Genomic DNA, 13,615 nt, shown 5'->3' on the forward strand with positions numbered 1-13,615 from the left:
TCTCCCTGTTGTTATATTTTGGCAGCGCCTCATTGCGAGGCATGAAAAATGCGGCCCAAAGAGGCCGGCGCACGCGAGCGATCCGCAGACATGATGACCAGCACGAGGATCGTGATAAGGTAAGGCGACATGGACAGGTATTCGACGGGAATTGCAATCCCGGCGGCCTGAAGATTGAGCTGAAGCACTGTAACCCCGCCGAAAATCCAGGCGCCAAGCAACACCCGTCCGGCCTTCCAACTGGCGAAAACCACCAGCGCAAGCGCGATCCATCCCGCCCCGGCGGTCATGCCTTCGGTCCATTGCGGCACGCGGATCAGGCTTATGTAGGCGCCGCCAAGCCCAGCGCAGGCACCGCCGAACAGGATCGCCAGAACCCGGATACGCACCACCTTGTAGCCAAGCGCATGGGCGGCATCGTGGTTTTCCCCGACCGCGCGCAGGACAAGCCCGGCGCGGCTGTACTTCAGCATTGCCCAGATCGCCACGACCAGCGTGAGCCCGAAATAAACCATCAGATCATGGGAAAACAGAACCGGCCCGAGGAGCGGAATATCGCCAAGCAGCGGGATATCAAGCTTGCCAATCGGCGGTGGCTTGATGCCCACATAACCTTGGCCCAAAAGCGCGCTCAGCCCCAAGCCGAATAGCGTCAGCGCCAGCCCCGAGGCCACCTGATTGGCAAGGGCAAACTGGGTCAGGATCGCGAATAATAGCGACAAGAGCGCCCCTCCACCCGCCGCCGCGACAAAGCCAAGAACCGGCGAGCCGGTATTGACCGCCACCGCAAAGCCGCAGATCGCGCCAATGATCATCATGCCCTCGACCCCGAGGTTCAGAACGCCCGCGCGCTCGACCACCAGTTCGCCAAGTGCCGCCAGCAGGATCGGCGTTGCCGCCACCATCAGCGAGGCCAAGAGCAGCACCGGGTTGATTGATCCGAACTCCATCACGCGACCTCCGGTCTGCTCAGGCGAATGCGGTAATTGGTCAACACATCCACCGCCAGCAGAAAGAACAACAACATGCCCTGGAAAAGCTGGATCGCGGCGGCGGGCAGGCCAAGGTTGGATTGTGCCAACTCGCCGCCGATATAGGTCAGCGCCATCAAAAGCCCGGCCAAAAGGATGCCTACCGGATGCAATCGGCCGAGAAAGGCAACGATAATGGCGGTAAACCCATAGCCGACGTTGAAATCAATGCTCACCTGCCCGGCAGGGCCCGCCACCTCGAACATGCCCGCAAGCCCGGCAAGCGCGCCCGAGGTGCCCAGACAGAACAGCACAAGGCGCGCAGGCCTGACCCCGGCAAAGCGCGCGGCGCGCGGCGCCTGCCCGGTCAGGCGGATGTGATAGCCAAGGATATGCCGGTTCAGAAGGATATAGGCAAAGATTACCGCGATCATTGCCGCCACCACCCCCCAATGCATACCTGACCCGGTGATAAGCTCGGCGTTATGCGCGCTGTCATATTGTCTTAGGTTGCGCGAGCCGGGAAAGCCCATGCCCTCGGGGTTTTTCATCAGCCCAAGCGCCATCGCCGCCAATAGCTTTTCGGCCACATAGACCAGCATCAGCGACACAAGGATTTCATTGGTGCCAAAGCGCAGCTTCAAAACCGCCGGGATCATCGCCCAGATCCACCCGCCAAACGCGCCTGCCAGCACCATCAGCGGAAAGATCACCCAACTTTCCATCGGGTAAAACGCAAGGCCGACACCGGCCCCGGTCAGCGCGCCGATGATATATTGCCCCTCAGCGCCGATGTTCCAGATTCCGGCGCGAAACCCAAGGCTCAGGCCAATGGCAATCAACACCAGAGGCGCGCCCTTGATCAAAAGCTGCGGCCGGTAATAAAACGCGAACTCGCCAAACAGCGGCTCCCAGAAAATCGTCGTGATCGCCGCAACCGGGTCTTTGCCAAGCGCGGCAAAAAGCGCGGCCCCCATGATCATCGTGATCACCACCGCCAAAAGCGGCGTAAGATAGGTCCAGACCTGCGAGGGCTGTGGTCGCTTCTCAAGCCTAAGCATGACGCCCACCCTTCTTCTTGGCAAAAATACTCAAATCCGCCAGATCAGACATGCGCCACCTCCATGCCATGCGACCCGCCCATCATAAGGCCGATTTCCTCAACACTAAGCCCCTCTGCGGGCTTGATATCCGACAGCCGCCCCTCGTTGAGCGCGCAAAACCGATCCGAGATTTCCATAAGCTCGTCAAGGTCCTGGCTGATACAGATCACCGCCGCACCATTCGCCGCCAGGTCAAGCAGCGCCTGACGGATCGCGGCGGCAGCAGCGGCATCCACCCCCCAGGTCGGCTGATTGACCACCAGAACCTCGGGGCGCTGCAAGACCTCGCGGCCGATGACGAATTTCTGAAGGTTGCCGCCCGACAGGGCGCGCGCGGCGGTGCCGGGTCCGGGGGTGCGCACGTCGAATGCGGCGATGATCTTGCGGGTGAATGCCTCGGCCGCCCCCCATTTGAGAAACCCGTTCCGCATCAGGTTCTCGCGCGCCGCAGCGGTCAGAACCGTGTTCTCGATCAGGCTCATGTCCGGCGCGGCGGCATGGCCAAGCCGCTCTTCGGGGGCTGTCAAAAGGCCGCGTGCGCGCCGCTCGGACGGCCCAAGCCGCCCGATTCCGGCACCCTTGAGGCGGATCGCGTCTGGCACGGCAAGCGCCTCGCCCGAGAGCGCGGCAAGCAATTCGTCCTGCCCATTGCCAGCCACCCCGCCAATGCCAAGAACCTCGCCTTCCTTCACTGCAAAGCTGATGTCCTTGAGCGCCGTGCCGAATTGTCCGGGCGAGGTGAGGGAAAGCCCCGCGACCTCAATCGCCACCGGCCCAAGATCGCGATCGGCCCGCGCGGGGGCGGCAAAGGCCGATCCCACCATCATCTCGGCCATCGCCCGCGCCGAGGTCTCACGCGGGATGCAGGTGCCAACCGTCTTGCCCAGGCGTAGGATTGTGGCGTGATCGCAAAGCGCGCGGATTTCCTCAAGCTTGTGCGAGATGTAAAGGATCGCCACCCCCTCGGCGGTCAGCTTGCGCAGGGTGGTGAACAGGATGTCCACCTCTTGCGGGGTCAGAACGCTGGTCGGCTCATCCATGATCAAAAGCTTGGGGTCCTGTAGCAGACAGCGGATGATTTCCACCCGCTGGCGCTCGCCTGCGGACAGGCCGCCAACCGTGCGAAACGGATCAAGCGGCAGGCCGTAGGTCTCCGAGACATCCCGGATACGGGTGGCGAGGTCGCGCAGGGCGGGCGGCTCTTCCATGCCAAGCGCCACGTTTTCGGCAACGCTCATCGCATCAAATAATGAAAAATGCTGGAACACCATCGCGACGCCGGCACTGCGCGCTGCGCGCGGTTCTGCCGGGGCATAGGGCGCGCCATGCAGGGTCATGCTGCCGCTGTCGGGGGTGACAAGCCCATAGATCATCTTGACCAGGGTCGATTTTCCGGCGCCGTTCTCGCCCAAAAGCGCATGCACCTCGCCCTCGCGGATTGCAAAGGACACAGCGTCATTGGCGACAACGCCGGGATAGGCCTTAGTCAGGCCCACAACGCTTAGAAGGTCGCCTGTCACGTGGGGCTCTCCCCTGATCGTCTTTTCCCGCTTGTTTTCACTCCAATTGGCCTTTCTGCCCAAAGCTTAGGAAAGCATGATGTCGCCTGACAAGTCCTGTGCTCGACGGCCGGTCAGGGCGCGGCGTTCTGTGCGATCGTACCCCGTGACACTCTGCATCCGTCAAGACATTGTTTACCTGTAAGGAAATGCCTTTTGCCTTGGCAAACTTTTCGGAACTTTCAAATTTCATGCGAAACTGTCTCTGGTTTTGTGCCCGCAATTTCATCAGGGCGCAAGACATCTGCCACCACACCAATCGCAATCAGTTGTGGATGCTTGCCAAGCGCAGGCTCGCCAATCGGACAGGTGATGCGCGATCTGATCCGGGACATGGCGAGGCAAGCGATGGCAAAGCTCAAGATCAAGCGCATGCGAATAGATCAGGATCAGGTCGTCGGCACTCATCGGGGCATATGCCACCATGCGCTCCGGGTCCTGCGCGGGCAGGGCGCTGACCCCCTCGGGAATATCCTCGGGAAAGCGCGCGGGTGGGCCGCTCAATCGGTTCCACCCTCCAGCCTTCGATCAGTGCCGACGGCGGTGAAGACCTCGCTCAACATCTCACCCGCACCGCCTTGGTGACCCAAAGCCCGATATCCGTCGCGCCCGCGATCAACGTGGCATCGGGATGCCTGGCGTAATAGCGTGCCAACTCATCGGTGGTTTTGGGGTGGAGCGGCGGAGGGGGGCTGTCTGCCCCCCGGCCTTTGGCCCCCCCCGAGGATATTTCCGGCCAGAAGAAGCCGGGATCGTTCAGTCTTTTGGCGGTCCTGTGTCATCCAACCGGGCACCATGCGTTGTTCGGCGGCTTTGGCGGCGCGGAGGATTGGCGCGTAGCCGGTACAGCGGCAGAGGTTATCCGCAAGAGTGCGGTCATGATCGCGCTCGCCATTAAAATGCGCGGCGGCCATTGAGGCGATGAGCCCCGGCACAAAGGCCGCATTGCGAGCCGTGATGGTCGATCACGGCGCTTTGTACCGGGTGAAGCGCCGCGTCCGTGAAGTTGTGGCAGAAAGAAGAGACAGGCGTCGAAGGCGGGCGTGGTTGATGTAACTTTGCGAAAGCTGTGAAAACAGGCTTTGGCAAGTCTTTTGTTTGCCGCGCGGCAAGGCTAGTGTCGCGGCTATGACAACTGATCCCCGATTCATCCATCTGCGCGTTCACACCGAGTATTCGTTGTTGGAAGGTGCTGTGCGGCTCAAGAAACTTGCCGGTCTTTGCGCGGCGGCGGGCATGCCTGCGGTGGCGGTGACCGACACCAACAACATGTTTGCGGCGCTGGAATTTTCGGTGACCGCCAGCGGGGCGGGTATTCAGCCGATCATGGGTTGTCAGGTGGATCTGGCCTATATCACGGCGACGCCGGGCGAGCGCGCCAAGCCGCCCGCGCCGGTGGTTTTGTTGGCGCAGAATGAGCGCGGGTATGAAAACCTGATGAAGCTCAACTCCTGTCTTTATCTGCGCGACGACGGGGAATTGCCGCATGTCACGCTTGGTGATCTGGCCGAGCATGGCGAGGGGGTGATTTGCCTGACCGGCGGGCCGGATGGCCCGGTGGGGCGGCTTTTGCGCGGCGCGCAGCGCCCGGCGGCCGAGGCCCTGATGCGCCAGTTCAAGGAGATTTATGGCGACCGGCTTTATGTCGAATTGCAGCGCCATCCCGGTGAGGGCGGTGCGCCCGAGGCCGAGCGGTTGTCGGAGCGTGGGCTGATTGAAATGGCTTATGCGATGGATATCCCGCTGGTGGCGACCAATGATGTCTATTTCCCCAAATCCGAGATGTATGAGGCGCATGATGCGATGCTTTGCGTCGCTGACGGGGCCTATGTCGATCAGAGCCAGCCGCGCCGCCGCCTGACGCCGCAGCATTATTTCAAGACGCCGCAGGAGATGGTGACGCTGTTTGCCGATCTGCCCGAGGCCCTGGAAAACACCATCGAGATCGCCAGACGCTGTGCCTTTGGCACCTATCGCCGCGATCCGATCCTGCCGAAATTTGCCGATAACGAGGTTGCAGAACTGCGCCGTCAGGCGATTGCCGGGCTTGAGGCGCGCCTTGCGGTGATCCCGCATGCGGCCTCGGTTGAAGACTATACCGCGCGGCTTGAGTTCGAGCTTGGCATTATCGAGGGCATGGGATTTCCGGGGTATTTCTTGATCGTTGCCGATTTCATCAAATGGGCCAAGGATCACGATATTCCGGTGGGGCCGGGGCGGGGCTCTGGCGCCGGTAGCCTTGTGGCCTATGCGCTGACCATCACCGACCTTGACCCGCTGCGCTATAGCCTGCTGTTCGAGCGCTTTCTCAATCCCGAACGGGTGTCGATGCCCGACTTTGACATTGATTTCTGCATGGATCGCCGCGAGGAGGTGATCCAATACGTGCAAGAGAAATACGGACGCGACAAGGTTGGCCAGATCATCACCTTTGGCGCCCTTTTGTCCAAGGCGGCGGTGCGCGATATCGGGCGGGTGTTGCAGATGCCCTATGGGCAGGTTGACCGGATTTCCAAGATGATTCCGGTTGAGGGTGTCAAACCCGTCAGCATCGAACAGGCGTTGGCGCAGGAAGAGCGGCTTCGCGAAGAGGCCAAGGCCGAAGAGGTCGTGGACCGCCTGTTGAAATACGGCATGCAGGTCGAGGGGCTGTTGCGCAATGCCTCAACCCATGCCGCCGGTGTGGTGATCGGTGACCGGCCCCTTGATGCGCTGGTGCCGCTCTACCGCGATCCGCGATCCGATATGCCCGCGACGCAGTTCAACATGAAATGGGTGGAACAGGCGGGTTTGGTCAAGTTCGACTTTCTCGGCCTGAAAACCCTGACCGTCATTCAGAACGCGATTGAACAGATTCACGCGGGCGGGCGCGATCTTCATGTCGCGGCGGATGGCAACGCGATCTACGCGCCGATCGAGGGTGCGGAAAACGACATCGGGCAAATCCCGCTGGACGATGAAAAGACCTATGAGCTTTATGCGCGGGCCAAGACGGTGGCGGTGTTCCAGGTTGAAAGCTCGGGGATGATGGATGCCCTCAAGCGGATGAAACCCACCTGTATCGAGGATATCGTGGCGCTTGTGGCGCTCTATCGTCCCGGCCCGATGGAGAACATCCCGACCTATTGCGAGGTCAAGAACGGGCTGCGCGAGATTGAATCCATTCACCCGCTGATCGACAGTATTCTTGAGGAAACCCAAGGCATTATCGTCTATCAGGAACAGGTGATGCAGATTGCGCAGGTCATGGCCGGCTATAGCCTTGGCGGCGCCGACTTGTTGCGCCGCGCCATGGGCAAGAAGATCGCCGAGGAGATGGCCAAGGAGCGCCCGAAGTTTGAAAAAGGGGCGATGGAAAACGGCGTCGCCAAGAAAAAGGCGAATGAGGTTTTCGACCTTCTGGAGAAATTCGCCAACTACGGTTTCAACAAATCGCATGCTGCCGCCTATGCGGTGGTCAGCTATCAGACAGCCTGGCTCAAGGCCAATCACCCGGTCGAGTTTATGGCTGGGGTGATGAATTGCGATATTCATCTCACCGACAAGCTTGCGGTCTACTTTGAAGAGGTCAAGAAGGGCCTGCGGCTTGACTGGGTGCCGCCCTGTGTGAACCGATCCGAGGCGACGTTTGTGGTGCGCGACGGGGCGCTGCATTACGCGCTGGGCGGGCTCAAGAATGTCGGCGTCGAGGCGATGAAGCTGATCGTTCAGGGGCGCGAGGACAAACCCTTTGCCACGCTTTATGATTTTGCCCGCCGGGTTGATCTCAAGCGGATCGGCAAGCGCCCGCTTGAGATGCTGGCGCGGGCCGGGGCATTCGATGCGCTTGATCGCAACCGCCGCCGGGTGTTCGATAGCCTTGAGGGGCTGATGAATTATTCCGCCGCGATCCATGATCAGAAAAACTCCAATCAGGTGTCGCTGTTTGGTGAGGCGGGCGATGACCTGCCCGAACCACGGATGAGCCCGCTTGAGGATTGGTTGCCCGCAGAGCGGCTGAGCGAAGAGTTCAAGGCGGTTGGCTTTTACCTCTCGGGGCATCCGCTTGACGACTATATGACGGTGCTGAAACGCAAGGATGTCAAAACCCTCGATGAGGTCACGGCGCGCGCGGCGAGCGGGCCGTTGCTTGTCAAGATGGCTGGTGTTGTCGCGGGGCGGCAAGAGCGCAAATCGGCGCGCGGCAACCGCTTTGCCTTTGCGCAGCTCTCCGATACCACCGGCGGGTATGAGGTGACGCTGTTTTCCGAAACCCTTGAGAAATCTCGCGACTTTCTTGAAACCGGCGCGCAGGTGGTGATCACCGCCGAGGCGACCATGGAATCGGATCAACTCAAGCTTTTGTGTCGCAGCGTCCAGCCGATTGACGGGATGGTTGCCGATGCCGGGGCCGTGGGTTTGCGGATTTTCATAGATCAGCCGGGGGTGATCGCCTCGGTCGCCTCGGTGCTTGATAACGCCGCGCGCACCGTCAAGGCGGGCGGGCGCGGCCCGATCCACTTTTGCCTGATGGGGCAGGGATTGCCCGGCGAGGTCGAGGTCGACAGCGGACAGGAATACCCCGTCACCCCGCAGATCAAGGGCGCGATCAAAAGCCTGAGTGGTGTGGTCACGGTCGAGGAAATCTAGGCGGGTTTCGCGCATCCGGTCCGGCCATAAAGGGCCGATGCCCGCGCGGTGCGGTCTCTGTGCTGGACCGGGGCGCGCGCAGTTGATTAAGATGCGCCCGAGGATGCACGGGGGGACACAGATCATGCGGCGGGCGGTATATCTGGCATTTTGCCTGTTGGCGGTCGCCTGTAGCGATCCTTTGGATGAAATCCCCCGGTTGAGCGATCAGGACCTTGCCGATGAGCCGCCCCGCGTTGGCCTTACCCAGAGTCCCGATGTGGCCAGCGGTGGCGGATTTCTTGCACAGCTGTTGCGCGGCGATGACAGCGACGAGGCAACTGCCATGTCAGAGGCGGCAAAGGCCACGCCTGAGCCTGAGCCCGAGCGCGACACACAGCTTGCCCTCGTCGAGCCGCCAGAGCCAGAGGCGCCCAAAAAGCGCGGCGGTTTCCTGAGCTTCCTGCGCCCCGACACCTCGACCGCAACGGCATCCGCCACCAGCGAGGTCGCCTTCGGCACGGTTCTGCCTTACGGTCAGGCGGCGCGTATCTGTGGCCTTGATAAGGCCGCGATGGGGGAACGGGTGCAGCAGTACCCCGAGAAACGCCCGGTCTACAGGCTCTATGACAGCGATCCCCGCGACATTGGCCCGCATAGCTTTTACATCACCGGCTTTGACGATGGCTGTGCCCGGCAAGTCACCGCCTCGCTGGTGATGTTCGGCTCTGTCGAGATGCATGAGCAGTTGCGCTATGGTCTGCCCGCCACGGTGCAGCCCTATAGTGATACCGACAAGGCCTATGAAAAGATCAAATCAAGGGTCTGCCGCGTCGGGCGTAAGACGCCCTGTGGCGGGTCACTGTCCAAGCTTGAGCGGGATACGGTTTTTCTGAGCATCTACAAGAATTTTGGAGGCAATGCCGAGTGGTCCGAGATGCTTTTGCATGGTCGTGAAATGGTCGCCCTGAGCCACAAGGGCGGCTAACGCGTTAGTAATGCGGCGGGCGCTCGTCGCCGAGATAGACGCCGCCATCGCTGTCGGGGGTGCGGGCTGCCTCACGCTCGATCAGGATCTGAAGCCGCGCGGCCAGGTTTGCAATCTCGCGGTCCTGGCGGGCGACAACGTCCGACAGGTCATCGACGGCGCGTGTGAGATGCGCGATTTTCTCTTCAAGCTCGGTCATTCCCCCGCTCTATCGGTGCGCGCGCTGCCGGTCAACTCTCTACGCCCTGCTTGCCCCCGCGCGGCCCTTGGGCTAGACCGCGCCACGACAGAACCCGCAAGGACCAGAGCCATGGCCAAGCCCAAGAAACAGCCCCGCCCCAAGGCCGAAACGCCCAAAGGCTTTCGTGATTATTTCGGAGCAGAGGTAAGCCAGCGCGCCGCCATGCTGCGCCAGATAGCCGGGGTCTATCATCGCTATGGGTTTGACGCGTTGGAAAGCAGCGCGGTGGAAACCGTCGAGGCGCTTGGCAAGTTTTTGCCGGACGTGGACCGCCCCAACGAGGGGGTGTTCGCCTGGCAGGAAGCGGATGAGAGCGGCAATGGCGACTGGCTTGCGCTGCGCTATGATCTGACGGCGCCTTTGGCGCGGGTTTATGCCCAGCACCGCAACGATCTGCCCACCCCCTATCGGCGCTATGCCATGGGGCCGGTCTGGCGCAATGAAAAGCCGGGGCCGGGGCGGTTTCGCCAGTTTTATCAATGCGATGCAGATACGGTTGGTGCGCCAAGCGTGGCTGCGGATGCAGAGATTTGCGCGATGCTGGCCGATTGCCTTGAAGAGGTCGGCATCCCGCGTGGCGATTACATCGTGCGGATCAACAATCGCAAGGTTCTGAACGGTGTGCTTGAGGCAACCGGCCTGAGCGACACGGCGCAACGCGACGCGGTGCTGCGCACCATCGACAAGTTCGACAAGGTCGGCGAAGCAGGCGTGCGCGAATTGCTCGGCAAGGGCCGTCTTGATGCGTCGGGGGCTTATATCGACGGTGTCGGGTTGAGCGACGAACAGGCCGCGCCGGTGCTGGCGTTTCTGACCTCCAAAGGTGCGGATACTACTGCGACGCTGGGCAACCTGCGCGGCGCGATTGGCGGGTCGGATATTGGGGCCAGCGGGGTGGACGAACTAGAAGTGATCGCCGACCTTCTGGCGGCCCAAGGCTATGGCCCTGATCGGATCGTGATCGACCCCTCTGTCGTGCGCGGGCTTGGCTATTACACCGGGCCGGTGTTCGAGGCCGAGCTGACCTTTGAAATTTTGGACGAAAAAGGCCACAAGCGCCAATTCGGGAGCGTTGCGGGCGGTGGGCGCTATGACGATCTTGTCAAGCGGTTCACCGGTCAGGAAGTGCCTGCGACCGGTGTTTCCATCGGCGTTGACCGCCTTTTGGCGGCGCTGCATGCCAAGGGGCGGTTGGACGGCAAGGCCGAAGGTCCGGTGGTTGTCACGGTGATGGACCGCGAGCGAATGGCCGATTATCAGGCAATGGTCGGTGAATTGCGCGCCGCGGGTATTCGCGCCGAGGTTTACCTTGGCAACCCCAAGAATTTTGGCAACCAGTTGAAATATGCCGACAAGCGCAACAGTCCCGTTGCCGTGATCGAGGGCGGCGATGAAAAGGCCAAGGGCGTGGTGCAGATCAAGGACCTTATCCTTGGTGCGCAGATCGCGGAAAATGCCACGCTGGAAGAATGGAAGGAACGGCCCAGCCAGTTTGAGGTGCCACGCGCTGAGCTTGTTGAAAAGGTGCGTGAAATCCTGGGCGGGCAGGGCTGATGCCAAAGCGTGCCGCGATCCGTGCCGAGGCCGAGCGCCTGCGCCACCTGTTTGAGGCGGCGGGCGCTGTGCCGGTTGAAACCTCGGTTCTGCAACCTGCCGAAGTGCTGCTTGATCTTTACGGCGAAGACATCCGGGCGCGTGCCTATGTGACCTCGGATGCGCTTCGCGGCGAGCAGATGCTGCGCCCCGATTTCACCGTGCCGGTGGTTCAGATGCATATGGAGCACGGCGCAGAGCCCGCCCGCTATACCTATTCCGGCGCGGTGTTTCGCCGGCAAGAGGATGACGCGGCACGCAGCAATGAATATACTCAGGTCGGCTTTGAAATCTTCGAGCGCGCCGCGCCCGAGGCGTCGGATGCCGAAGTTTTCGCGCTGTTCTACGACATTCTGCGCCCGCTTGGTCTGCGCGCCGCGACCGGCGATATCGGTATCCTGATGGCCGCCGTTGACGGCTTGCAGACCACCGACCGGCGCAAGGCGGCGCTGCGGCGCCATATCTGGCGGCCGCGGCGGTTTCGCGCGCTGATTGACCGGTTTTCCGGGCGCGCGCCAGTGCCCGAGGCCCGCAAGGCGCTTTTGGCGGCGGGCGATCCGATGGCCAATGCGGGCGCGATGATCGGGCTGCGTGGCCCCGATGAAATTGCCGCGCGGATCAGGGCGCTGCGCGAAGATCAGGCGGCGGCGCCGATATCGGGGGCCGAAGTGGACCTGATTGATGCCATTCTTGCGGTGCGTGAAACCAGCCTGAATGCGCTTGAACGGCTGCGCGATATTGCGGTCGATATGCCCGCGATCCTGCCCGCCGTTGATCGGCTTGCCGCCCGGCTTGACGCGATGGAGGCCCGCGGGATCGACGTGAAAACGCTTGATTTCGAGGCCAGCTATGGGCGCACGCAGATGGAATATTACGACGGCTTCGTGTTCGGATTTTCCGCCGAGGGCCGCCCCGACCTTCCGCTTGTGGCCAGCGGCGGGCGCTATGACGCGCTGACCCGGCAGTTGGGGCGCGGACGCGAGATACCGGCGGTGGGCGGGGTGATCCGCCCGGATCTGGTGCTTGGTCTGGAGGGCGCGCAATGAGCCTCAAGCTAGGAGTGCCGTCCAAGGGACGGCTGATGGAAAAGACCTTTGACTGGTTCGCCAAAGGCGGCATCACGCTCGGGCGCTCGGGGTCGGATCGCGAATATGCGGGATATGTCCAGGGTATTGATAATGTTGAACTTGTCCTGCTTTCGGCGGGCGAAATCCCGCGCGAGCTTGCGGCGGGGCGCATCCATCTGGGCGTGACGGGCACCGATCTTGTGCGCGAAAAGCTTGGCCAGTGGGAACATCGCGTCAAGGAGCTTGCCGAGCTTGGGTTCGGGCAGGCCGATCTTGTGCTGGCGGTGCCTGCCTGTTGGGTCGATGTCGGCACGCTTGACGATCTTGATGCGGCGGCGGCGGCGTTTCGCCTCAGGCACGGGTTCCGGATGCGGATTGCCACGAAATACCACCGTCTTGTGCGCGATTTCCTGCGCGAGAATGGCGTCGCCGATTACCAGTTGATGGATAGCCAGGGCGCCACCGAAGGCACCGTCAAGAACGAAACCGCTGAGGCGATTGCCGATATCACGTCGACCGGCGATACGCTTCGGGCGAACCACCTCAAGATCCTGGATGACGGGCTGATGCTCAAATCGCAGGCGACACTGTTCAAATCGCGTGTGGCCCCGATGGAGGCCGAGGATCGACGCGCACTTGAGACTCTCAAGGCAAAGTTTGGGCTGGATTGAACGGGGCCCACAAGCTGTGAGATACGAAAACGGGCGGCCCTGAGGCCGCCCGTTGAGGTTCGCTCTGAAGAGGTTAAGTCGATCAGAAGCGGAAGGCGGCGCGGATTTGCGCGGTTGTGCCGTCAAGGTCTGCCCCGGAGTTGTTGAAGCTGCCATAGTCGTGGTAAAGAACCTCACCACCAACAGAGAAGCTCTGATTGATCATGTGCTCATACCCGGCACCGACAACATAGCCATCGTCGCTGCCGGCATTGTCGGTGCTTGCGATGGTGTAACCGCCGGTGCCGTAAAGCAGGCCATTGCCGATTTTATAACCGGCACGCAGTTTCGCGCGGAAAATTTCGTCGAGACCGTCGATATCGGCGAAATCATAATCCAGACCGCCACCGACAACGACGTTGTTGCCGAGGTCATAGTCATAGCCAAGGATCACACCACCAAGGATGCCATCTTCGCTCGGGCCAGGAGTGGAGTCGAAATCGCCATAGCCGATCTCACCACCGGCATAAAAACCGGTCCAGTTCGGGCTAGCCGGGGCCACGGGCACCGCGGCTGCGATAACCGGCTCGGGCGCGGGGGCCTCAGGTGAGCCGGCAAATGCGGGGGCGGCCATAAGGGCGGTTACAGCGGCCAGTGCTGTTGTTGTCTTAAGCATGGAATGCTCCTTTATAGTTGTGTTGTTTGCCGCGGGCGTGTCGTTCGGGGAGGAGATTTGCCCGGGGCACGGCGATACCGTACAGCGAGGATATCGGGTGTTTGAGTGCATCGGACAAGGGCCTTGGGTGCTATCTTAGATCACTACCGCGTGAGTGGC

At 61.5% G+C, this 13,615-nt stretch carries 11 protein-coding genes; 5 read left to right on the forward strand and 6 right to left on the reverse strand.

The annotated features are described in order from the left end of the window. Positions 1-29: 29 nt before the first annotated feature. The 4 genes from BMZ91_RS17640 to BMZ91_RS21220 form a co-directional block, all read right to left on the reverse strand. Entirely contained in the window at positions 30-950 is a 921-nt protein-coding gene (locus BMZ91_RS17640; protein WP_092841671.1) for an ABC transporter permease, read from the reverse strand. Beyond that, positions 950-2,032 (reverse strand): ABC transporter permease, encoded by a 1,083-nt coding sequence (locus BMZ91_RS17645; protein ID WP_092841673.1) that lies wholly within the window; start codon positions 2,030-2,032, stop codon positions 950-952. Before BMZ91_RS17645 ends, BMZ91_RS17640 begins: the two co-directional genes overlap by 1 nt. Before the next feature lie 44 nt (positions 2,033-2,076). Then, a complete protein-coding gene (locus tag BMZ91_RS17650) occupies positions 2,077-3,594 on the reverse strand; it encodes an ABC transporter ATP-binding protein (protein ID WP_092841714.1) in 1,518 nt (505 codons plus the stop codon). 267 nt (positions 3,595-3,861) lie between these two features. Then, positions 3,862-4,137 (reverse strand): hypothetical protein, encoded by a 276-nt coding sequence (locus tag BMZ91_RS21220; RefSeq protein WP_143076384.1) that lies wholly within the window; start codon positions 4,135-4,137, stop codon positions 3,862-3,864. 624 nt (positions 4,138-4,761) lie between these two features. Between BMZ91_RS21220 and dnaE the strand changes: the two genes are divergently transcribed. Then, positions 4,762-8,262: a DNA polymerase III subunit alpha gene (gene dnaE / locus BMZ91_RS17665; protein WP_092841677.1), complete on the forward strand. Its 3,501-nt coding sequence runs from the start codon at positions 4,762-4,764 to the stop codon at positions 8,260-8,262. Between the two features lie 124 nt (positions 8,263-8,386). Further along, on the forward strand, positions 8,387-9,229 hold the full coding sequence (locus BMZ91_RS17670) for a hypothetical protein (RefSeq protein WP_143076385.1): 843 nt from the start codon (positions 8,387-8,389) through the stop codon (positions 9,227-9,229). Between the two features lie 4 nt (positions 9,230-9,233). Here BMZ91_RS17670 and BMZ91_RS17675 read toward each other — a convergent pair whose 3' ends face one another. After that, positions 9,234-9,428, reverse strand: a complete 195-nt coding sequence (locus tag BMZ91_RS17675) for a SlyX family protein (protein ID WP_092841680.1) — start codon at positions 9,426-9,428, stop codon at positions 9,234-9,236. Between the two features lie 111 nt (positions 9,429-9,539). Here BMZ91_RS17675 and hisS point away from each other — a divergent pair, with 111 nt between their 5' ends. The 3 genes from hisS to hisG are packed head-to-tail and all read left to right on the forward strand — an operon-like array spanning position 9,540 to position 12,801. Further along, positions 9,540-11,024 carry a histidine--tRNA ligase gene (gene hisS / locus BMZ91_RS17680; RefSeq protein ID WP_092841682.1) on the forward strand — a complete coding sequence of 495 codons (1,485 nt, stop codon included), beginning with the start codon at positions 9,540-9,542 and terminating at the stop codon, positions 11,022-11,024. Beyond that, positions 11,024-12,109: an ATP phosphoribosyltransferase regulatory subunit gene (locus BMZ91_RS17685; RefSeq protein WP_092841684.1), complete on the forward strand. Its 1,086-nt coding sequence runs from the start codon at positions 11,024-11,026 to the stop codon at positions 12,107-12,109. The genes hisS and BMZ91_RS17685 overlap by 1 nt, the downstream gene beginning before the upstream one ends. Then, positions 12,106-12,801, forward strand: coding sequence for an ATP phosphoribosyltransferase (gene hisG, locus BMZ91_RS17690; protein WP_092841686.1), 696 nt, complete (start codon positions 12,106-12,108; stop codon positions 12,799-12,801). The genes BMZ91_RS17685 and hisG overlap by 4 nt, the downstream gene beginning before the upstream one ends. 82 nt (positions 12,802-12,883) lie before the next feature. On the opposite strand, the gene BMZ91_RS17695 is transcribed toward hisG, so the two are convergent. Next, positions 12,884-13,456, reverse strand: coding sequence for an outer membrane protein (locus BMZ91_RS17695; RefSeq protein WP_092841688.1), 573 nt, complete (start codon positions 13,454-13,456; stop codon positions 12,884-12,886). Between the last annotated feature and the right edge of the window lie 159 nt (positions 13,457-13,615).

The organism is Roseovarius lutimaris (assembly GCF_900115165.1).
Taxonomy (GTDB): Bacteria; Pseudomonadota; Alphaproteobacteria; order Rhodobacterales; family Rhodobacteraceae; genus Roseovarius; species Roseovarius lutimaris.

What these genes read in the sequence shown, in the direction of transcription:
- dnaE (WP_092841677.1), top strand. Translation starts at nt 4,762, where the DNA reads ATGACAACTGATCCCCGATTCATCCATCTGCGCGTTCACACCGAGTAT.
- BMZ91_RS17640 (WP_092841671.1), bottom strand. Translation starts at nt 950, where the DNA reads ATGGAGTTCGGATCAATCAACCCGGTGCTGCTCTTGGCCTCGCTGATG.
- BMZ91_RS17645 (WP_092841673.1), bottom strand. Translation starts at nt 2,032, where the DNA reads ATGCTTAGGCTTGAGAAGCGACCACAGCCCTCGCAGGTCTGGACCTAT.
- BMZ91_RS17695 (WP_092841688.1), bottom strand. Translation starts at nt 13,456, where the DNA reads ATGCTTAAGACAACAACAGCACTGGCCGCTGTAACCGCCCTTATGGCC.
- BMZ91_RS17685 (WP_092841684.1), top strand. Translation starts at nt 11,024, where the DNA reads ATGCCAAAGCGTGCCGCGATCCGTGCCGAGGCCGAGCGCCTGCGCCAC.
- hisG (WP_092841686.1), top strand. Translation starts at nt 12,106, where the DNA reads ATGAGCCTCAAGCTAGGAGTGCCGTCCAAGGGACGGCTGATGGAAAAG.
- hisS (WP_092841682.1), top strand. Translation starts at nt 9,540, where the DNA reads ATGGCCAAGCCCAAGAAACAGCCCCGCCCCAAGGCCGAAACGCCCAAA.
- BMZ91_RS17675 (WP_092841680.1), bottom strand. Translation starts at nt 9,428, where the DNA reads ATGACCGAGCTTGAAGAGAAAATCGCGCATCTCACACGCGCCGTCGAT.
- BMZ91_RS17670 (WP_143076385.1), top strand. Translation starts at nt 8,387, where the DNA reads ATGCGGCGGGCGGTATATCTGGCATTTTGCCTGTTGGCGGTCGCCTGT.